The organism is Cupriavidus sp. C3SS-1 (assembly GCF_057073755.1).
This window is the reverse complement of the sequence record NZ_CP172700.1, coordinates 170,790-190,196: the sequence shown is the minus strand read 5'-3', so window position 1 is coordinate 190,196 and position 19,407 is coordinate 170,790. Positions and strand designations below refer to the sequence as shown.

Genomic DNA, 19,407 nt, shown 5'->3' with positions numbered 1-19,407 from the left:
GCTATTGTAGGCGCTTTGAGACATCCGCGCCGACGCCGGCCCGCAAGGGACGGGCGCCGGCGCGGCGTGTGGTGCGGTGCTGCGGATCAGAAGGTTTCCCAGTCGCCGCTCTCCGCCATCGCCGGCTGGCTGGCCGCCGTGATCCGGCGCGCGCCGGACTTGAGCACCGGTTCCTGGCGTTGCCGCCTGACGGGCGGACGCCCGGTCGCCGGCGGCGAAGCCGGGCGCCTGGCCAGCACCGGCTGGGGCTGCGCCTTGCGCTGCACCGGCGGACGCGTCGCGGCCGGCACGGCCGGAGCGCGGGGGCGTGCCGATTCGACGCGCACGACCGGCGCCGGCTGCGGCGGCACCGGTGCGGGCTCCATCGGGCGAGCCGGAACCGCCACGGCCGGCCTGCGTACTGCCACCGAGCCTTGGGCCACCTCGAAGCGGCCCACCTCTGTCACCAGCCCGCCGGCCTGCTGCATCAGGCTCTCCGCGGCGGCGGCGGCTTGCTCGACCAGCGCGGCGTTCTGCTGCGTCATGCTTTCCATTTGCGTCACGGCCAGGCTGACTTGCTCGATGCCCGACGTCTGCTCCGAGCTGGCCGCGGAAATCTCGCCCATGATGTCGGTCACGCGCCGCACGGCGCCGACGATGTCGTCCATCGTCCTGCCGGCCTGTTCGGCCTGGCGCGCGCCATCCTGCACCTGCCGCACCGAGCCGCCGATCAGCCCGGCGATCTCCTTGGCCGCAGCCGACGAGCGCTGCGCAAGGTTGCGGACCTCGGTGGCCACGACCGCGAACCCCCGGCCCTGCTCACCCGCGCGCGCGGCCTCCACTGCGGCATTGAGCGCCAGGATATTGGTCTGGAAGGCGATGCTTTCGATGACGCCGGTAATCTCAGCCACCTGCGTGGACGATTTGGAGATGCTGTCCATGGTCTGCACCACGTCGCGCACGACGCGGCCGCCTTCGCTAGCCACCTCGGAGGCGCTGACCGCAAGCTGGTTGGCTTGCCGGGCGTTATCGGCGTTCTGGCGCACGGTGGAGGTGAGCTGTTCCATCGACGCGGCGGTCTGTTCCAGCGAAGCGGCCTGCTGCTCCGTACGCTGGGACAGGTCGGTGTTGCCGCGCGCGATCTCGCGCGTGGCCCCGTCAATCGAGCCGGAGGCCTGCTGGATGCCATGCACCAGTGCCGCCAAGTGCCGGAACGCACGCTCCAGCGCCGTCAGCATGCGGCCCATTTCGTCGCTGCTGCGCACGGTGAACGCATGGCGCAGGTTGCCCGTGGCCAGGGCCTCGGCGGCTTCCAGCGCGTCTCGCGCGGGGCCGGTGATCGAGCGTGTGATCGCCGTCCCCATCACCACCGCCAGCAGCACCGCCAGTGCGGTCAGGCCGAGCAGCACATTGCGGGTCCAGGCAAAGCCTTCGTCGGCCTGCTTGACGGCGGCCAGGGCGAGGTTGCGCCCGCCGGCCATGATCTCATCGAGCTTCTCGAAATACGGCGCTTGCGCGGCAGGAAGGGTCGCTACCAGCGCCGAGCGCGCGCCGGCGAATTCGCCCGAGCCCAGCTGGCGCAGGACCATGTTGAGCTGGCCGTTATATGCGTCGCGCGCGGTATTGAGATCGGAGAAGGTTTTCTGCAGGTCGGGTCGGCCGGAAGCCGCGATCAGCTTGCCCAGCGCGTCAAGCGTGCCGCCCATGTCCTTGCGCATGCCTTCGATACGCTGCGTATTGCGCTGGACCAGCGCAGCATCTTCGGTGAGAGCGGCATCACGCACCATCACGCCGATTTCCAGCGCGTTCTCCTTGACGTGGCCAAGGTCGATGACCTTCAGCAGGCGTCCCTCCACGGTCATGTGCATGGAGGCATTCATGCCCGCCAGCGATGTCACGCCATAGACAGCGACGCCGATCAGGAGCACCACCACCAGCGTAAAGGCCAGGGACAGGCGGGTCCCTATGCCGAGATTTCGCAACCAGGCCATCTCACTCCCTCCGGACATTCCTAGATCAATGTTCTTGTCGAGCGCGCACGGGATCGTTGCCGCTGGCAACCGGCGCACGGCTGCCTATCGGCGATGACCGAACACTTCTTGAAGGGAATTTGGAATTGGCAGGAAAAGTCCCCGCATTTCTTCCGATGGCGAGGCCGGCGTGTGCCTTTTAATCCTGCCAGGCATCCCGATGGCCACATGGCTGCGGTGCGCCGAGAGGCGCAGCCAGTTCGACGCGGGCCAAAAAAAGAAGCCCACGCGCGGGGTGCTCGTAGGCTTTCCAGGACTGCTCAGAGCCAGTTAGCTCTGGCATGAATATAAACGTGCTTACATGAGGTGTAAATCCTGCTTCTATCAGTGAAGCCGGGGCTGGATGAGCCTGATGCTGCGCTTTACCCGCGCCGCATTGCGTGCATCCGCCAGACCACAGGATTGACATGTCAGCATTCACTTATTCCTGCCTTCCGAGCCCATCAGCATTTCTGGAATGCCGGGGCGGCCTGTCGACCTGTGGTCGACAGGCCCCTACCCAAAGATCGGCGCACCGACAACTTACTGTTTAGAGTAAAACCTCTAACTTCTCGACAACGCCCGTTTCGTCGGTCTTTGTAAAAATTTGTTACCCTCATCCCTGAAGTATTCCCCTTCTCACCTGGCTGCACCGGCGCAGGCAAGCGCGCGGAAGACAACGATCTCTTGCCGGATCCTGTCTACGCGGCCCGTCCCCGCACCGGTATCGAGATCGAATGTTTCGCCCATCTCGCTGACCGGACCATACTTCTCGAGGGTACCGGTCGGCGGACCGCCATCAGCCGCCAGAACCCATGCGGGCTCTTCCGGAGTCGTCGTGAAGAAGGAAACCAGGCCCCCGCGAAACGGCCAGAAACTGCAGGACCAGCAACTGTCGCTCCATGCCGTCAGCCGGGCGCCGCTTGTCGTGCACCTGTGCAACGGGACCCGGCTGCAAGGCATCGCAATCGCCGTGGACGAATATGTGCTGGTGCTGGGCAAGGACCTGGACGACCGCAAGCCGATCGCGGTGTACAAGCATGCGATTGCCATGGTCGCGCCTGCCAGCGCTGGCGGCGAAGCCCTGCCTGCGCCGCAACCGGATCCGTCACCGGATTTCGTGCCTATCTATATGCCGCGCAAGCGGCGGCGGCGTTGAGGCCACAGCGGTACGAAAGCTCTCTTTCCCGTATCTCACGCAGAGGTGGCCGCCGGCAACGCCTTGCCGATAGCGGCTCATGGCACCGCCCCTTCCCCGCGCAGAGTGGCTGCAAAGATCACTCTAAACCTTTCCAAAGCCCGGTCGATAACCTTTGCAACGGAGGCACTACAGCACTGCAACGCAGTCGGCCAACGTTACGGCACCCGCCGGACTGTGTAAATCACTGCAAATAGGAGTCGCAACCATGGCGTCCATCATCAATACGAACTCGTTGTCTCTGATGACTCAGAACAACCTGAACGCTTCGCAATCGTCGCTGAACACCGCGATCCAGCGCCTGTCGTCGGGCCTGCGCATCAACAGCGCCAAGGACGATGCAGCCGGCCTGGCCATTGCCAACCGTTTCACCTCGAACATCAACGGCCTGACGCAAGCCCAGCGCAACGCCAACGACGGTATCTCGCTGGCTCAGACGACTGAAGGCGCCCTGACCGAAGTGACCAACAACCTGCAACGTATCCGTACGCTGTCGGTGCAGGCCGCCAACGGCTCGAACTCGGCTTCCGACCTGAAGTCGATCCAGGACGAAATCGGCCAGCGTATGTCGGAAATCGACCGCCTGTCGGCACAGACCGACTTCAACGGCGTGAAGGTGCTGTCGTCGACCGCCAAGGCCGTGAACATCCAGGTCGGCGCCAACGATGGCCAGACCATCTCGGTGAATCTGCAGGAAATCAGCACCAAGACCCTCGGCCTGCAGAGCTTCAACGTGAATGGCCCGCAAGCCAATGGTGCTGCCACGTTCGACGGCACCACCAACATGGTCGGCGTGGCTGACGCCGCCGCTGCCGACTTCCAGGCCGCCTACGGCGCAACGACCAACGTCTCGGCCAGCACCGTTTCGGAAAAGACCGCCGGCACCCTGGCTACCACGCTGGGTATCGCTTCGGGCAGCGTCGCCATCGGCGCCAACGCAGTGGTCGACAAGAACGGCAATATGTTCGCCCAGGTCGCCATCACCCCGGCAAGCAATGCAGAAGCCCAGGCCCTGAAGAACCAAGGCATGACGAGCGCGACCAACGGCACGACGATGTACACCTACGTTGCCCTGGACCCGGCCTCCGCCGACACCACCACCACCTCGGGCACCGCAGCCTTCAGCCTCGACACCAGCAAGCTGACTGCCGCCAACCTGACGGCTGGCGCTTCGGCCAACCCGTTGGCCACGGTGGACGCCGCCCTGCAGAAGGTGGACAACCTGAAGAGCTCGCTGGGTTCGATCCAGAACCGCCTGGATTCCAGCATCGCCAACCTGGGCACGACGATCACCAACCTGTCGTCGTCGCGTTCGCGCATCCAGGATGCCGACTACGCAACGGAAGTGTCGAACATGACCCGCGCCAACATCCTGCAGCAAGCAGGTACCTCGGTCCTGGCCCAGGCCAACCAGACCACGCAAGGCGTGCTGTCGCTGCTGCGTTAATCGACTGACGCGTAGCACCGGTGCCGGGCCTCGTGCCCGGCACTGTCGTGGAATGTTTCCCCAGGGCTCCGGTCCTGGGAAAGCATTTCAAGCAACCACTGAGTCGAGACGATCATGGCAACTGCCGCTACCACTTCGTCCGCGCAAGCTCCTGCGCTGGCCGCCAAAATGACCGAGTGGCCGGAACGTCGCGTGACCAGTCCCGACACAGCCGCGCCGGGCATGCCCGGCGATGCCAAGCCAGACAGCAAGCCGCCATCGCCTTCGCTCGATGCCGCGCTCGAGCGCCTGACCGACGCACTGCGTACCGCCTCGGTCAGCGTGCAGTTTGAAATCGACAGCACCAGCCACCGCGTCATAACCAAGGTCATGGACAAGCGCAGCGGCGAAGTGATCCGGCAGATTCCCACTGAAGAGTTGGTGCGCATCTCCGACGCGATGATGCAGCTGCAGGGACTGTTCGTGCGCCAGACGGCATGAGCCGCCCGGCAGGTCAGGAATTGAAGTAGCACACTGGAGTAGTAGACATGGCAACAATCTCTAATCTCGGCGTTGGCTCGGGACTCGACCTGGGCTCGCTGCTGGATCAGCTCACTACCGCCGAGCAGGCGCCGCTGACGGTCATCCAGCAGAAGCAGACCAGCTACCAGACCAAGCTGTCGGCCTATGGCCAACTGCAGAGCATGCTCGCCGCATTCCAGGGGACGGCCAACCAGCTGTCCAAGCCTAGCTTCTTCAACACCTCGACCGCCACCTCCAGCAACACCGGCGTGCTCGGCGCCACGGGCAGCACCACCGCCGCCTCCGGCAGCTATGCCATCAACGTTACCGCCCTGGCTCAGGCCCAGTCGCTGGTGGGCGCGGGGCAGGCCAAGCAGGATGCCGCCATCGGCACGGGCACGATCCATATCGACTTCGGCGCCATCACCGGCGGCACGCTCGACACCAATACGGCCAGCGCCACCTACGGCAAGTACAGCGGAGCCAGCTTCACGGCCAACACAGGCTCGACCGGCTTCGACATCAAGATCGACAGCAGCAACAACACCCTGCAAGGGATCCGCGATGCCATCAACAAGGCCAACGCGGGCGTCACCGCCAGCATCATCAACGACGGCTCCGGCATGCCTTATCGCCTGGTCCTGAACTCAAACAACACCGGCGCCACCAACAGCATGCGCATCTCGGTGGCATCGAGCGACGGTACCAGCGCGCTGTCCGACCTGGTCGCCAACGACCCGGCCGGCACGCAGAACCTGCAGCAGACCGTGACCGCCCAGAACGCGGCGCTGACCGTCAATAACATCGCGATCCAGAGTCCCAGCAACCAGGTCACCGACGCCGTGCAGGGCGTGACGCTGTCGCTCGCGCAGACCGGCACCAGCAACGTCACGGTCCAGCGCGACACCGCATCGATCCAGAATGGCGTGCAGGCTTTCGTCACGGCCTACAACAACCTGCAAAAGGCGGCTACCAGCCTGTCAGCCTACGATCCAACCACCAAGACGGGCTCGCCGCTCACGGGCGACGGCGTGCTGCGCACCATCCAGACCCAGATCCGCAGCGTGCTCAACACGCAGCAGCCTGGCAGCGGCTCGAACGCCATCACGGCACTGGCACAGGTTGGCGTGACGTTCCAGATCGACGGCACGATGGCGCTCGACACCACCAAGCTGACCAAAGCCTTGAACGACAATCCGACGGGCGTTGCCGCGCTGTTCGGCAATACCGACGGCACCAGTGGCTACGGCAACCAGCTGAGTACGACCATCACCGCGCTGACCAGCAGCAAGGGGGCCCTGACTGCAGCCACCGACGGCATCAACCGGAGCATGAAGGACCTGCAAGATCAGTACAGCTCGACTCAGGACCGCGTCAATGCCACCATTGCCAACTACCGCGCGCAGTTCACCCAGCTGGACGTGATCATGTCCCAGATGAAGAACACCAGCAGCTACCTGACGCAGCAATTCAATGCCTTGAACAACTCGTCGAGCAGCAAGTAATCCAGCAAGCCATCACGGGAGCCGAACGCCATGTACGCGCGTAACGCCATCAACGCCTATTCCCAGGTCGGCGTCCAGACCGGGGCCATGAACGCCAGCCCTCACCGGCTGATCGTCATGCTGTTTGACGGCGCGCGCGCCGCCATCGCCAGCGCGCGCTTCCACCTGGAAGCCGGCGATATCCCGGCCAAGGGCAATGCCATTTCGAAGGCGATCGACATCATCGTCAATGGCCTGAATGCCGCGCTCGACCACGAGGCGGGCGGCGAGATCGCAGCGGATCTCGAAGCGTTGTATGACTACATGTCGCGCCGCCTGCTGCAGGCCAACCTGCGCAACGACGCCACGCTGCTGACCGAGGTCGACGGCCTGCTCGCCAACCTCGCGTCCGCGTGGGCGCAGATCGGCGAGCAACCGCCCGCCGCCGCGCTGGCACAGGCACCAACGCCCTCGCTGGCCGTGGAGAACTGAGATGCGCCCGCTTGAACATGAAGCCTCAAGCCCGGTCACCCGCGGCTACAAAGAACTGCTGCTGCTTTCCGAGCAGATGCTGGACGCGGCCCGCGCCGGCAACTGGGATGCGATGAGCGAGCTGCAACAGGTCTATGTCGCCGAAGTCGACCAGCTGCGTACGCTCGGCCCCCAACCGGCGCCATCGGCAGAGGAGCGCACCCGCCGCTATCGCCTGCTCGAAGGCATTCTTGCGCACGACGCCGCCATCCGCCAGATCGTCATGCCGCAGCTGTCGCAGCTCGAGGCACTGCTGGGCAATTCCCGCCGCAAGCAGGAACTCGGCCAAGCCTACGGCTTGGCCATCTGATCCTGCGGGCGGCCGCGAAGCCTGCCCGCATGCCACGCCCCTGCGTCAGCATCCTACCGCCCCCCCGGTCCCTGACAGCCGACCACGCCACCGCAACCGCGGCCCTACGTCCTACTGGCTTGCACCATGACCGGCCTGCTCCTGCCCCCCGACGCCTCACTGACTTCGCGTCCCGATACGCAGACGCCGCGGCCGACCCTGTCGGTCAACAAGCTTGCCGCGCTGCTGCCGACTCCCGACGTCACCCAGACCCATTCACGCAATGCGGGCCAGGCTGGCAATACGGCGATCCAGGCCGGCCAGGCGCAGGATGCCAGCGGTGCGGTTCAAGGCGGCGGCATAACGGCCACCACCTCGACGCGTGAAACCCTGAGCTTTGCCGCACGCACGATCCTCGACCTTCTCGGCAACGCCGCGGCGAGCGCCCCACGCGCAACCGCCATGCTGATGCCCTCGCCGCCATCGTCGACAACGGCCGCCGCGCTGCCCGCCGCGCTCGCCAATCTCGTGGAACATAGCGGCCTGTTCTATGAGTCGCACCTGGCGGCATGGGTCAATGGAACCCGCACCGAGACGGCAATCCGGCAGGAGCCACAAGCCTCGCTGGGCATGCCCGCGCAGGAAGGGGAGCCGGATCAGGCGCCGGCACGACCGATCGCACTGCTTCCCGCCCCCACTGCCAGGCCAGACGCTGCGGCAAGGTCCGCCGCAGGCGATGCCGCCGCCAGCCCGGCCGACACGCTTGCGCAAGCGCTTGCCGGCCGAATGGCACCGCGCGATGCACTGGGCGATCCGGCATCCGGCCGCGTGCCGGGCAGCCGCGTCACGTCACCACTGACGGATGCGGAGCAGGCCGACCATGCCTTGCCGGTATCACGTAGCCTGGTGCCGGGCCCACATACCGGCACCGGCCCTGCGGCCACGCCGCAGCAGGGCGCCTTGCTTTACGAAGCCATGGCCCGCGCGGGCGACGCGCCCCAACTGGCCGCCCGCGCCCCGCAGCACGCGTATGACAGCGTGAACATTCCGCAGGCCGGCGCGACACCTGCCAGCCCCGCCGTGCATCCCGGTGCCGAGGGCCTGGTTCGTCAGCAACTCGAGCTTCTCGCCACTCAACAGTTCCGTTGGACTGGCGAGGCGTGGCCAGGCACCCGCATGGCATGGGAGATCGCCCGCGACCACGTTGAAACGGACGACGACGCCGCCCGCGCAATACAAGGGGTTCAGTCCTGGTCGACCCGGCTGTTGCTGGAATTACCCGAACTGGGGACGGTCGAGGCCCGGCTTTCCCTCTCGCCCGGCGGGCTCGGGGCCAAGCTGGTTGCCGGCACATCCGAGGTGGCCAGCCGCTTTGAAGACACCCGCAACGAACTGCGGCAACGTCTCGCGGCCAATGGCATCGAGTTGTTGCAGTTCACCGCTCGCACCGGTACGCCAAAGAGGTCGCCATGAGTCGAACCGGGCATTCCCGTGGCGCCGCGGTGGCGCTGACCTATGACAAGAAGGACAGCGCACCGCGTGTGGTCGCCAAGGGCTACGGGGTCGTCGCGGATTCCATCATCGCGCGAGCGAACGAATCGGGCATCTATGTGCACGGCTCCCCGGCTCTGGTCAACCTGCTGATGCAGGTTGATATGGATGATCATATTCCACCGCAGCTGTATGTTGCGGTGGCAGAATTGCTGGCTTGGCTCTACCAGCTGGAGCAGGAAAAGGCCGGCGACCCGCATTTCGGCCCGGCGTAATTCACTGGCGACCGCCGGTGCACAGACAGCGCATCCACATGACTACCATCCCTGCCGCGACACGAAAGAAGTCCCTGCTCGAAGCCCTGACCTGGAAAGTCTTCGACTTCGAGGACTATCTGTTCGAGAGGCGTCATGGACTCGATCTGGGCGGCATCATTGCCGCCAACGATCTGATGGATAGCGATTGCCTTCCTGTCGCGCATGCATCGGCCTATCACGCGGTCTGGTGCCGGAATCTGCGCGAGTTGCTTGCCGAGGCCGGGCGCACGGGCGAGACCTTCGACAATTTCATCGATCTCGGCTCTGGAAAGGGCAAGGCCTGCTTCTACGCCCACACCCGCCGGCCGTTCAGGAAGATTGTCGGCGTGGAGCTGTCCGACAAATTGAACGCCATCGCCAATGGCAACCTTGAAAAGTTCCGCTCGGGAAGCGTTACCAATATCTCGTTCACCAACGCCGACGCCACTGAGTTCGAAGTGCCCGATGCAGGTAACCTGATCTTCATGTTCAACCCGTTCGATGATGTGGTCCTGCGCAAGTTCATCTCGCGCAACCTGGAGCACTTCAGGAAAGGCAGGTCCATGATCGCCTATGCGAATGACGTGCACCGGACCACCCTGGAAGAGTTCGGCTTTACCGCCGTGTTCCGGAACGCGCAGCGCAAGCTCTCGCTCCATCGCTGCCAGTAACGTGGGCGGTCCGTCCGTCAAGCCGGCGGACCGCACCCCTCACACCAGCCTGGCTTGAGGGGGCACGGCCGCCGGTACACGTTTGCCCAGCATCTCCCGCACGGCAGCGCCTACGCGCGCGACGTCTGCGCGTTGCAGGTTCAGGCCCGAAGGCAGATTCACCCCATGCGCGCCCACAGCGTAGGAAACGGTGTTTCGCGCACGCGCCGCGCACGCCATCGGGGACGCGCAATACGCATCGAGACTGCTAAGCGGACTGAAGAATGGCCGGGAATCGATTCCCTGCTCGCTTAGTGCCTGGATCACTGCGGCCTTGCCTCCCAGCCATTCGGGCAGGATAGCCGTGACCATCCAATAGGAGCTGTGCACAGCGTGGGCTTCATGGTTCAGAACGATGCCTTCGCAGCGACCAAACTCTTCCCGATACCATCCAAAGATCTCGCGCTTGCGCTCGACGAGTTCGTCGATACGTTCAATCTGAGCCAGCCCGAGTGCGGCCTGTAGACTGCTCATCTTGTACTTGTAGCCCACCTCGGCATTCTGGAACATGGTGTCGCCCGGGCGTCGACCGTGGTCTCGCAGGACCATCACACGGCGGTAGATCGCATCATCATCGGTAATCAGCATGCCGCCTTCGCCCGTGGTCAGCGTCTTGGACCCGTGGAAACTGAACGTGCCGGTGATGCCGAAAGTCCCGGCAGCGCGACCGCCATAGCGCGACCCGGCAGCTTCGGCCGCGTCCTCGATGATGGCGATTCCGTGCCTGCCGGCGATCTCGGCCAGCGCCGCGTAGTCGGGCATGTTGCCGTACAGGTCGACGGCAATCACGGCCCTGGTGCGAGGCGTGATGCAGGCGGCAAGGGACTGCGGCGATAGGCACCAGTTGTCGGGATCGATGTCGGCAAAGACCGGCGTGGCGCCCACGTAGCTGACTGGCGCCGCGCTGGCGATCCAGGTGCAGTCGGGAACGATCACCTCATCGCCCGGACCGATGCCCAGCGCAAGCAACGACAGGTGCAGCGCCGAAGTGCACGACGGTAGCGATACTGCGTGGCGTACGCCATGGTACTCAGCGAACGCCCGCTCGAAGCGGTCGTTATAGACGTTAGCGTTGGCGTACCAGGCATTGGTCACGGCGTCCGTGACATAGGCAATCTCCTTCTCCGTGATCGAAGGACCAGAGACCGGAATGCGCTTCATGATGTAACTTTCCGAGAATGCCCGGCCCGGATGGCCGGCAGGTTGGGTCAGGCCGCCTCACCGCTTGCGCATACGCTGCGCCACGATACGGTGCCGGAGCAGATATGGAGCACGCCGTCGCGGCCGCAGTTGGCCACCAGGTCAAGCCCGGTGACATAGGGAGTAAATTCGCCGTGGCGCTGTGAATAGGGGCTCAGTCGGTAGTCCATGTATTCCACCGCGACGCCGGCTCGCTCGAACAGCTCGTGATCCAGATATTGCTTCGCGCCATGCCCGGTCACGTAGCGTGTGGCCCCCAGCCGCTGGCATAGCGCCAAGACGCGTTGGCTGCTGTGCCCGGCCACGCCCAGCGCAGACGAATCCAGGAAGGTCCTGCCGGCATCGAGCCCGAAGTAACGCGCCAGCGTCATGGTGGATGCGCGCGAGAGTTCCGACAGGTATCGCGCCGGCGCGGAGAACACTTCATCAACCAGCGCCAGCATGTCCTGCACATACGGCGCACCCGCATAGGCATGGCGCAACAGGTCGCGGCCTTTGCCTCGCCAGTCGGTGCGATCGTCCAGCTCCAGCCCGCCGATCAGGCTGCCCAGGTGCCGCCCGCGCAACGGCACCGTCAACCAGCGTATGCCGTCGCGGGTCTTGACCTGCACACGGCTGACACGGTTCGCCGGCCCGGTCGAGAACTGGACGTCATCGTAGAAGACGTAGGTATCGCTCAGCCGGATCTGCTCCAGCATGCCGACCCACGGGAAGAGCATGGGTTGGGAGATAACCAGCTTATGGTCCGCCTTGGGCGCGTCAGGCAACCGCATGTTCCAGCATCCTGATCTCCGGCACGGCCACCGCGAAGCGCCCGCCCCACTCGTACACATAGCCGTGCTGGTCCCGCACCTCATCAGCGATATTCCATGGCAGGATCAGCACGATGTCCGGGCGCGAGGCGCGCAGCTGCGCCGGTGCGACCACCGGAATGCGGCTGCCCGGAAGATAGCGGCCCTGCTTGGACGGCGCCGCATCGCAGACGAACGGCAGCAGGTCTGGGCGCACGCCAGCATAGTTGAGCAGCGTATTGCCCTTGGCTGCCGCGCCGTAGGCCGCCACGCGGCGCCCTGCGCGCTTCTGCGCGATCAGGAACGTGAGAAGCGCATCCTTGAGGGCATCCGCGCGTGCCTGGAAGTCCAGGTAGGTCGACATCCGGCGCAAGCCGAATTCCTCCTCGGCCCGAAGCAGGGCCTTCACCGCGGCGCTCGGCGCGCGCGCGTCATCGGCGTGGCCGCCATAGACGCGCAAGCTGCCGCCGTGGGTCGACAGCGTCTCGACATCCAGCACCCGCAGGCCGGCGGCAGCAAAGATCCGTTGCACGGTATGGAGCGACAGGTAGGAGAAATGCTCGTGGTAAACGGTGTCGAACTGGGTCTGCGCGATCAGCTGCATCAGGTGTGGGAATTCCAGCGTGATCGTCCCGCCCGGCTTCAGGGCAGCCTTGAGCCCACGCGTGAAGTCATTGATGTCCGGCACATGCGCAAAGACGTTGTTGCCGGCGATAAGATCCGCTTGCCGACCTTCTGACGCCAGCCGTTCTCCCAGCGCCTGCCCGAAAAACTCGCGCAGCGTCTGCACACCAATGGCTTCCGCCGCCTGCGCAGTACTGGCCGTCGGCTCGATCCCCAGGCACGGAATGCCCGCGGCGACGAAGTTCTTCAGCAGGTAGCCGTCGTTGGAGGCCACCTCGATGACGAAGCTCTTCGACCCCAGATCCAGGCGGCGCGTAATCTGGCTCGCGTAGGCGGCCGCATGCGCGAGCCAGGTCTGCGACGTCGAGGAGAAATACGCATAGTCGCGACTGAACAGGGCGTCGGCGCGTGCATAGTCTTCGGTCTGCACCAGCCAGCAGTGCGGGCAGACATGCAGCCTGAGCGGGAAGCAGGTTTCCGGCGCCCGGAGGTCGGATTCGGTCAGATAGGCATTGGAAGGCGGCGCGGACCCGAGGTCGAGGAAGACGTGGTCGAGCGCTTCATTGCAGTGGCGGCAATTCATGGCTGGAGACCGGCAAAGCCGGCGCTAAGAAGCGGATGGGAACGGTCGCGTGCCGAAATATCGGTCACAGGCAGCGGCCAGCGAATACCGAGCATCGGATCGTCGTGGCGTACCCCGCCCTCGGCCTGTGGCGTATAGGGTGCGGTATGCAGGTACAGCAGTTCGCTGTCGGCCTCGAGCACCTGGAATCCGTGCGCGCAGCCCTCCGGAATCACAACCATGCGGGCCTTGCCGGGGCTCAGTTCTTCGGCATGCCACTGCAGGAATGTCGGCGATCCTGCGCGCAGATCCACCATCACGTCCCAGACGTGGCCGCGCAGGCAACGTACCAGTTTCATCTCGGCATGCGGCGCATGCTGGAAGTGCAGCCCGCGAACCGCTCCGGCTTTACGCGTGCGCGAATGGTTGGCCTGCATCACGCGGCGCGGGCCCAGCACCTCGGCAAGTGCATCCACGCAGAAGAGCCGCGCAAAGGCTCCGCGATGGTCTGCAAAGAGCTCTCCCTGGGCCAGCGCCGCACCCGGGATGGCAAGCGGAGTCAGCTTCATGTGGCCGCCCACTTCACGCCGGCCGCGGCTGCGTCCGCGATGTATGCATCCAGCTGCCTGCGCGTCGGCGCGCCACCGTCAGCCTGTTCGCGATACCACGCCGCCGTCGCGGCGAGCGCCTGCTCGAGGTTCCAGGCCGGTTGCCAGCCGAGCCTTGACCTGGCCAGCGAGCTGTCGAGATACAGCAGGTTGGATTCGTGTGGTTGCGGCGCGCCGGACACACGCCATGCCAACGCGGGCCAGTGCCTTTGCATCAGGGCGAGCACAGACTCGACGCTGCGGTTGTCCTGCGCGTCCGGACCGAAGTTCCAGGAGGTAGCGCTGCCACGGTCACCTTCCAGCAGCCGCTGGCCCAGCAACAGGTAGCCGGCCAGGCAATCGAGCACGTGCTGCCACGGCCGCGTGGCATGGGGCGAGCGGATTTCCAGCGTCTCGCCGCCGCTGGTAGCGCGAACCAGGTCCGGGATCAGGCGGTCTTCCGACCAGTCGCCGCCGCCGATCACGTTGCCGGCGCGGGCGGTCGCCAGCAGTGGCGCATCGTGCTGCGAGAAAAAGCCGTGGCGATAGCTGGCCGTGACCAACTCTGCGGCGGCCTTGGACGCGCTGTAGGGATCGTGCCCGCCCAGGCGGTCGTTCTCGCGATAGCCCCAGGCCCACTCCTGGTTCGCATAGACCTTGTCGGTGGTGACCACCACCACGGCCCGCACGCAGCGATGCCGCCGGCAGGCCTCCAGGACGTTGGCCGTGCCCATGACGTTGGTCGACCAGCTTTCCAGCGGATCGCGGTACGAGCGGCGCACCAGCGGCTGCGCCGCAAGGTGGAAGACGATCTCGGGCTGGCTCCGGGCCAGCGCGGCGTCCAACGCGGGCAGGTCGCGCACATCGCCACGCACGTCGGTGGCCGGCAGGTCCAGCAGTTGCCAGTGGCTGGGGCTCGTGGCCGGTGCCAGGGCAAAGCCCGTCAGCGTCGCGCCGAGTTGCGCCAGCCACTGAGCCATCCAGCTGCCCTTGAAGCCGGTATGGCCGGTCAGCAGGACGCGCCGGCCATGGTAGATATTGCCGAACTGCCTCACGCCCAGACTTTCCACGGCGGATTGCCACCAGCCCAAAGTTGCTCCAGGTGGTTCTTGTCGCGCAGGGTATCCATTGCCTGCCAGAATCCGTTGTGCATGAAAGCCTGCAGGCTGCCCTGCGAGGCGAGCCGGCTCATCGGCTCGTCCTCCCAGATGGTCGTGTCGTCGCTCACCAGATCGATCACGGATGGCTCCAGCACGAAGAATCCGGCATTGATCCAGTTGCCGTCCCCGGCCGGCTTTTCCTGGAAGCGATCGACCGAGGTGCCCTCGATTTTTAGCGACCCATAGCGCCCCGGCGGCTGGATCGCGGTCACCGTGGCCTGCTTGCCATGCGACAGGTGGAAGTCGAGCAGGGCGCGGATATTGATGTCCGATACGCCGTCGCCATACGTGAAGCAGAACGGCTCGTTGTCCAGGTACTCGCGCACGCGCTTCATGCGGCCGCCCGTCATGGTGTGTTCGCCGGTATCGACCAGCGTGACCCGCCAGGGCTCGGCGTGGCGCTGGTGGACTTCCATCCGGTTGTGCTTCAGGTCGAAGGTCACATCCGACATGTGCAGGAAGTAGTTGGCGAAGTACTCCTTGACGACATAGCCCTTGTAGCCCAGGCAGATCACGAAGTCATTGATCCCGTAGTGGGAGTAGGTCTTCATGATGTGCCACAGGACCGGCTTGCCGCCGATCTCGATCATGGGCTTGGGCCGCAGGTGGGACTCCTCCGAGATGCGCGTTCCGAGCCCACCGGCCAGGATCACCGCCTTCATGCCGCCACCTCTTCCCGCTGCATCTGGATGCCGGCGATTTCATGGATCGACGGCACCGGCTGTGCTTCCAGGTAGGCAAGATCCAACCCGAATGCCTCATGCAGGAAGTTGCCGAGCACAGCCTTGTCGTGGCCGCATTCGTCGAGCCGGGCCAGCAGCAGCCTGTACAGCGGCAGCGAATACTTGCGCAACGTTGCGCTCTCGATCAGCAGTTCGAGTGCGCCGGACTGGTCGCCCTGGCGATAGAGCAATTCAGAGAGCGCATAGGCCACCAGCCAATGTCTGCTCCATTTTGCAGAGATGTTTTCCAGTATGTTTTCCAGGGCGGAATGGTCACCGCATTCGAGCGCGGCAACCACCCCATGGACGATCTCCTGCAGACTGTGCCAGCGACCGCCGAAGAAGACGCCCTCTCCCGCTGGCAGGTCGATCTGGCCGGGCTGGCGATAGGTACCCACCCACCGCGCCATCTGCTCCTCCAGCCAGCGGCAGTACCCGGCTGCATTGAACAGCGGGCTGGATTCGAACATCGGCCGGATCGACTGGCGTAGCGCATCGAGTTCGCCGATGTCGGAGGCCAGCGCAACCGCGGTGTCGACGTACTGCGCTTCGGTCTCGCACGCGAGCCCGTGCAGGCCCACGGCGCGCACGAAAGCCGTCGCCACGCGCTCGTGGCAGGCGTTCCCCGTCAGCGTGACGATGGGCGTCCCCATCCACAGCGCGTCGCAGGCGTTGGCGCCCCCGGTCAGCGGCGCGGTATCGAGCACGACATCGATGTCGTGGTACAGCACGTACTGGTTGGCGGCGCGGCGAGGTACGCAGATGACGCGGTCACCGTCGATGCCGGCCGCAGCCATTCGCTCGAGCAGCGGCATCCGCACGGCATCGTTGTCCAGTCCCGCGCATTCCAGGAGCAGGCGGCTGCCCGTGCAACGGGCAAGCACCGCAGCCCACAGGCGCAGCGTGCGCGAACTGATCTTGCCCAGGTTGATGCAGCAGCCGAACGTGATGTATCCATTGGCCAGCGCCGGCGTGGCACGGGGCCGATAAGCCGGCGCATAGGCATCCAGCGGCCGTCCCACCAGCGGGTGGTAAGCCACGCTGATCACCGGTGCGCGCAACAGTTGCTCGCTATAGTTGGCTTCGTAGCCATCGGGATCGAGGATGGGGTCGGTGATGCGATAGTCGATCTGCGGCATGCCGGTCGATCCCGGATACCCGATCCAGGTCACTTGGTTCACCGCGAGCCGATGCACCATGTAGTACAGCGGCGTGTTGCGCGTATAGCCACCCAGGTCGAAGAGCACGTCGAGCCCGGCCGCGCGGACGGTGTCGACCACCTGCTCGGGGGACCGGCCCGCGAGCTCGATGAAGTGGTCCGCGTGATGGCGGATCTTTGCCGTGATGTTGTCCTGGTGGCCGTTGAGACTGAATACAAACAGCTCGAAGCGGCTGTGGTCGATATTCGCCACGAACGGCACGATAAAGTAGGCGCATGCATGGGCATGCAGGTCGTTGGACAGCAAGCCCACGCGAATACGGCTGTTGTCGGCCGGCCGCGGCACCGGCCGGTCGCCCACGCCAGGGGGCGTCATCAGCGCGGCGCACTGCCGGGCCTCGGCCAGCAGCCCCGATGCCGTGGTCGATTCATCGAACAGCATCGTGAACATCAGGTTGAAGCGAACCAGTTCGGAGCGCGGTGCCTGGGCCACCGCCTGGCGCAGCGCGGCCACTGCGCCAGGCACATCGCCAGTCTCCTTGAGCGCGTTAGCATAGTTCGACAGGACGCGCGCATCGCCCGGCTTCAGCTCGAACGCCCTGAGCGCAGCTCGCTTTGCGGCATGGTAGTCCTGCAGGCTGTACAGGATTGCGGAATAGTTGGACCATGCCGCCCATTGCGAGGGATCACGCTCGAGCACAGGTTCGATGATCGCCTTTGCCCGCGCGAAATCTCCAAGGTCCAGCAAGATCTCGGCGGCTAGGATGCGCGAGCGGGCATCGTCCGGGAATCTCGCCATTGCCGCTTCCGCGGTCTCGCGAGCCGCGGCGGCATCGCCCAGGCTCAACTCGCCCAGTGCGAGCCAATGCCACGCTTCGGGATTCATGCCATCGATTTCCCGCGCGCGCGCGGCCTGGCGAATACAGTCACCGAAGCGCTGCGCGGCAAAGCTCTCCCCAGCCTGGGTCAGATAGCGCGACGCCCGGGACGCGTGTTTGTTCTTCTGCATTGCGTAGCAGCGATATGTTTGGCCGCAAGGGCGCGGTGCCCCCTGCACCGCCGCACTCCCCGCGATTGATGCCGTCAGACTAAAGGCATGCCGGGGGACGTCATCAGCCAAGCTTGACCGAAAATCCGGCTCTGTTCCCTGAATGGCGGGCGGCCGCGAGCGCCGATCATCGTGCCATGCCGGCAATGCGGCAGCCCGCCGCACGAGCGCAACCAATGGAGCCCCGAACGCCGTGGAGTTGATCAACCACACGCGCGCAAGCCTGATCGAGTACGTTTGCGCGCAGATCGCCACCTTCTTCCCCGACCGGGCCGACACCAGGCCCGCGATCACGCGCAATTTCGCCGAAACGATGGGCAGGGTCCAGCGGTGCTTTGACGCCAACCGCATTTGGCCGCAGGGGAAATTCAACTATCTGCATTCGGCCCAGTACTGCCTGTTCCTGTACTACCTGGCCAATACAATCTGGCGCAACGAAGAGGATGCTGGCACGGCCACGCGCCTCTTCCTCCTGAACAAGGCGCTCAACGGCATCGACATGTTCTACGAGATCCAGATGCCGGACATCTTCGTGCTCGGGCATTCGAGCGGAATCGTGCTCGCCAAGGCCACCTATGGCAACTACCTGGTGCTTCACCAGCACTGCACGGTCGGGCGCAACCATGACGTAGCGCCGGTACTGGGCGAAGGCGTGGTCATGTACCCCGGCAGCAGCGTGATCGGGCGCAGCCACGTGGGAGACCGTTCCGTGATCTCGATCGGGACGCAAGTGGTCAACTGCGACACCCCCGGACATTGCATCGTCTTCGCGGGCGAGGGCGGCAACCTGACGTTCAGGCCGCCGACCGTCAACCTGATCGAAGACGTGTTTCGCGTCTGAGGCAAAGCACGCCGCCGGAAGCAACGGAGCGTGCGGCGGCTTTGTCGGCTTCGAAATGGGGCGTGCCGCCCTACACCGGCATATTCATCATTTCCTGATACGCCTGCACCAGCCGATTCCTGACCTGCACCCCCGTCTGGAACGACACATTGGCCTTCTGCAATTCAATCATCACGTCATTGAGCGCCACCCCTGGCTTGCCCAGTTCAAACGCCTCGGACAGTCCGTAGGCGCGTTCTTGCGATGCATTGATGCGGCTCAGGCTGCGTTGCAGCTCGCCGGCAAAGCCGCCGGCCGCCGCGGGCGCGGCGGTTTGCGCGCTGTTGCCGGTGGCGGTCTGGGCCAGGCCGCGCAGTTGCTGCAGCATGCCCTCGATGGGAGATAGCGTGGTCATGAGACGGGTTTCCTGCCGGCCAGGCTGGCGCGCCGGTACCGGTTCCTGTTGTTTGACGATAAGCCCGGCGCGCGAATATCGCCGAAACATGCCGCAGGATTCACATTGCGGCCAGCTCGCGTGCATTCGTCGCCCAATTTCAGCGGGGCCAAGCGTACCTGCCGCCGCCAGAGCTCCATCAACCGAAATCGGGAGGAAAACCCGGCCTATTCACCGGATTGTGGCTGCCCGCGTTGCCCGATCATCGCTACCGTGCCGGAAAGGCGCGGGCTTCGCCTTGCGTCTCCCGTCCGGTGCGATGTTCCAGACAACCATCCCGGGAGTACGCGTGTTTTCTCAGCAGCCTGAAATGAGCCGTGCGGAAGTGAGGCGTGCCGACGTCCA

At 64.9% G+C, this 19,407-nt stretch carries 19 protein-coding genes; 10 read left to right on the top strand and 9 right to left on the bottom strand.

Features of this window, described 5'->3' with window-relative positions:
• Positions 1-86: 86 nt before the first annotated feature.
• Positions 87-1,970 carry a methyl-accepting chemotaxis protein gene (locus ACIGJC_RS16880; RefSeq protein ID WP_483713147.1) on the bottom strand — a complete coding sequence of 628 codons (1,884 nt, stop codon included), beginning with the start codon at positions 1,968-1,970 and terminating at the stop codon, positions 87-89.
• Between the two features lie 856 nt (positions 1,971-2,826).
• Between ACIGJC_RS16880 and ACIGJC_RS16875 the strand changes: the two genes are divergently transcribed.
• The 9 genes from ACIGJC_RS16875 (at position 2,827) to ACIGJC_RS16835 (ending at position 9,896) form a co-directional block, all read left to right on the top strand.
• The gene (locus tag ACIGJC_RS16875) at positions 2,827-3,147 is read left to right on the top strand and encodes an RNA chaperone Hfq (protein WP_483713146.1); all 321 of its coding nucleotides are present in this window, start codon (positions 2,827-2,829) and stop codon (positions 3,145-3,147) included.
• Positions 3,148-3,394: 247 nt separating this feature from the next.
• Positions 3,395-4,633, top strand: a complete 1,239-nt coding sequence (locus ACIGJC_RS16870) for a FliC/FljB family flagellin (protein WP_483713145.1) — start codon at positions 3,395-3,397, stop codon at positions 4,631-4,633.
• Positions 4,634-4,747: 114 nt separating this feature from the next.
• Positions 4,748-5,113, top strand: coding sequence for a flagellar protein FlaG (locus ACIGJC_RS16865; protein ID WP_483713144.1), 366 nt, complete (start codon positions 4,748-4,750; stop codon positions 5,111-5,113).
• Positions 5,114-5,160: 47 nt separating this feature from the next.
• Entirely contained in the window at positions 5,161-6,639 is a 1,479-nt protein-coding gene (gene fliD, locus ACIGJC_RS16860) for a flagellar filament capping protein FliD (protein WP_483713143.1), read from the top strand.
• 30 nt (positions 6,640-6,669) lie between these two features.
• Positions 6,670-7,110 carry a flagellar export chaperone FliS gene (gene fliS, locus ACIGJC_RS16855; protein ID WP_483713141.1) on the top strand — a complete coding sequence of 147 codons (441 nt, stop codon included), beginning with the start codon at positions 6,670-6,672 and terminating at the stop codon, positions 7,108-7,110.
• Between the two features lies 1 nt (position 7,111).
• A complete protein-coding gene (locus ACIGJC_RS16850; protein ID WP_483713139.1) occupies positions 7,112-7,459 on the top strand; it encodes a flagellar protein FliT in 348 nt (115 codons plus the stop codon).
• Positions 7,460-7,585: 126 nt separating this feature from the next.
• The gene (gene fliK, locus ACIGJC_RS16845; protein ID WP_483713138.1) at positions 7,586-8,911 is read left to right on the top strand and encodes a flagellar hook-length control protein FliK; all 1,326 of its coding nucleotides are present in this window, start codon (positions 7,586-7,588) and stop codon (positions 8,909-8,911) included.
• A complete protein-coding gene (locus ACIGJC_RS16840; RefSeq protein ID WP_483713137.1) occupies positions 8,908-9,204 on the top strand; it encodes an EscU/YscU/HrcU family type III secretion system export apparatus switch protein in 297 nt (98 codons plus the stop codon). Before fliK ends, ACIGJC_RS16840 begins: the two co-directional genes overlap by 4 nt.
• 38 nt (positions 9,205-9,242) lie before the next feature.
• Positions 9,243-9,896, top strand: coding sequence for a methyltransferase domain-containing protein (locus tag ACIGJC_RS16835; protein ID WP_483713136.1), 654 nt, complete (start codon positions 9,243-9,245; stop codon positions 9,894-9,896).
• 39 nt (positions 9,897-9,935) lie between these two features.
• On the opposite strand, the gene ACIGJC_RS16830 is transcribed toward ACIGJC_RS16835, so the two are convergent.
• The 7 genes from ACIGJC_RS16830 to ACIGJC_RS16800 are packed head-to-tail and all read right to left on the bottom strand — an operon-like array spanning position 9,936 to position 17,749.
• The gene (locus ACIGJC_RS16830) at positions 9,936-11,096 is read right to left on the bottom strand and encodes a DegT/DnrJ/EryC1/StrS family aminotransferase (RefSeq protein WP_483713134.1); all 1,161 of its coding nucleotides are present in this window, start codon (positions 11,094-11,096) and stop codon (positions 9,936-9,938) included.
• Positions 11,097-11,143: 47 nt separating this feature from the next.
• Positions 11,144-11,908, bottom strand: a complete 765-nt coding sequence (locus ACIGJC_RS16825; protein ID WP_483713133.1) for a WbqC family protein — start codon at positions 11,906-11,908, stop codon at positions 11,144-11,146.
• On the bottom strand, positions 11,895-13,133 hold the full coding sequence (locus ACIGJC_RS16820; RefSeq protein ID WP_483713132.1) for a methyltransferase domain-containing protein: 1,239 nt from the start codon (positions 13,131-13,133) through the stop codon (positions 11,895-11,897). Before ACIGJC_RS16820 ends, ACIGJC_RS16825 begins: the two co-directional genes overlap by 14 nt.
• The gene (locus ACIGJC_RS16815; RefSeq protein ID WP_483713130.1) at positions 13,130-13,681 is read right to left on the bottom strand and encodes a dTDP-4-dehydrorhamnose 3,5-epimerase family protein; all 552 of its coding nucleotides are present in this window, start codon (positions 13,679-13,681) and stop codon (positions 13,130-13,132) included. The genes ACIGJC_RS16820 and ACIGJC_RS16815 overlap by 4 nt, the downstream gene beginning before the upstream one ends.
• Positions 13,678-14,769 (bottom strand): CDP-glucose 4,6-dehydratase, encoded by a 1,092-nt coding sequence (gene rfbG / locus ACIGJC_RS16810; RefSeq protein ID WP_483713129.1) that lies wholly within the window; start codon positions 14,767-14,769, stop codon positions 13,678-13,680. The genes ACIGJC_RS16815 and rfbG overlap by 4 nt, the downstream gene beginning before the upstream one ends.
• On the bottom strand, positions 14,751-15,521 hold the full coding sequence (rfbF, locus tag ACIGJC_RS16805; RefSeq protein ID WP_483713127.1) for a glucose-1-phosphate cytidylyltransferase: 771 nt from the start codon (positions 15,519-15,521) through the stop codon (positions 14,751-14,753). Before rfbF ends, rfbG begins: the two co-directional genes overlap by 19 nt.
• Complete coding sequence (locus ACIGJC_RS16800) at positions 15,518-17,749, bottom strand: O-linked N-acetylglucosamine transferase, SPINDLY family protein (protein ID WP_483713125.1); 2,232 nt, start codon at positions 17,747-17,749, stop codon at positions 15,518-15,520. The genes rfbF and ACIGJC_RS16800 overlap by 4 nt, the downstream gene beginning before the upstream one ends.
• 232 nt (positions 17,750-17,981) lie before the next feature.
• Here ACIGJC_RS16800 and ACIGJC_RS16795 point away from each other — a divergent pair, with 232 nt between their 5' ends.
• Positions 17,982-18,629, top strand: coding sequence for an LbetaH domain-containing protein (locus ACIGJC_RS16795; protein ID WP_483713124.1), 648 nt, complete (start codon positions 17,982-17,984; stop codon positions 18,627-18,629).
• Between the two features lie 70 nt (positions 18,630-18,699).
• Here the strand turns inward: ACIGJC_RS16795 and fliE are convergent, their stop codons facing one another.
• Positions 18,700-19,023, bottom strand: coding sequence for a flagellar hook-basal body complex protein FliE (fliE, locus tag ACIGJC_RS16790; RefSeq protein WP_483713122.1), 324 nt, complete (start codon positions 19,021-19,023; stop codon positions 18,700-18,702).
• Positions 19,024-19,407: the final 384 nt, after the last annotated feature.

What these genes read in the sequence shown, in the direction of transcription:
- ACIGJC_RS16820 (WP_483713132.1), bottom strand. Translation starts at nt 13,133, where the DNA reads ATGAATTGCCGCCACTGCAATGAAGCGCTCGACCACGTCTTCCTCGAC.
- ACIGJC_RS16880 (WP_483713147.1), bottom strand. Translation starts at nt 1,970, where the DNA reads ATGGCCTGGTTGCGAAATCTCGGCATAGGGACCCGCCTGTCCCTGGCC.
- ACIGJC_RS16815 (WP_483713130.1), bottom strand. Translation starts at nt 13,681, where the DNA reads ATGAAGCTGACTCCGCTTGCCATCCCGGGTGCGGCGCTGGCCCAGGGA.
- fliS (WP_483713141.1), top strand. Translation starts at nt 6,670, where the DNA reads ATGTACGCGCGTAACGCCATCAACGCCTATTCCCAGGTCGGCGTCCAG.
- ACIGJC_RS16800 (WP_483713125.1), bottom strand. Translation starts at nt 17,749, where the DNA reads ATGCAGAAGAACAAACACGCGTCCCGGGCGTCGCGCTATCTGACCCAG.
- ACIGJC_RS16840 (WP_483713137.1), top strand. Translation starts at nt 8,908, where the DNA reads ATGAGTCGAACCGGGCATTCCCGTGGCGCCGCGGTGGCGCTGACCTAT.
- ACIGJC_RS16850 (WP_483713139.1), top strand. Translation starts at nt 7,112, where the DNA reads ATGCGCCCGCTTGAACATGAAGCCTCAAGCCCGGTCACCCGCGGCTAC.
- fliK (WP_483713138.1), top strand. Translation starts at nt 7,586, where the DNA reads ATGACCGGCCTGCTCCTGCCCCCCGACGCCTCACTGACTTCGCGTCCC.
- ACIGJC_RS16835 (WP_483713136.1), top strand. Translation starts at nt 9,243, where the DNA reads ATGACTACCATCCCTGCCGCGACACGAAAGAAGTCCCTGCTCGAAGCC.
- ACIGJC_RS16830 (WP_483713134.1), bottom strand. Translation starts at nt 11,096, where the DNA reads ATGAAGCGCATTCCGGTCTCTGGTCCTTCGATCACGGAGAAGGAGATT.
- ACIGJC_RS16870 (WP_483713145.1), top strand. Translation starts at nt 3,395, where the DNA reads ATGGCGTCCATCATCAATACGAACTCGTTGTCTCTGATGACTCAGAAC.
- ACIGJC_RS16865 (WP_483713144.1), top strand. Translation starts at nt 4,748, where the DNA reads ATGGCAACTGCCGCTACCACTTCGTCCGCGCAAGCTCCTGCGCTGGCC.
- rfbF (WP_483713127.1), bottom strand. Translation starts at nt 15,521, where the DNA reads ATGAAGGCGGTGATCCTGGCCGGTGGGCTCGGAACGCGCATCTCGGAG.
- ACIGJC_RS16825 (WP_483713133.1), bottom strand. Translation starts at nt 11,908, where the DNA reads ATGCGGTTGCCTGACGCGCCCAAGGCGGACCATAAGCTGGTTATCTCC.
- fliD (WP_483713143.1), top strand. Translation starts at nt 5,161, where the DNA reads ATGGCAACAATCTCTAATCTCGGCGTTGGCTCGGGACTCGACCTGGGC.
- fliE (WP_483713122.1), bottom strand. Translation starts at nt 19,023, where the DNA reads ATGACCACGCTATCTCCCATCGAGGGCATGCTGCAGCAACTGCGCGGC.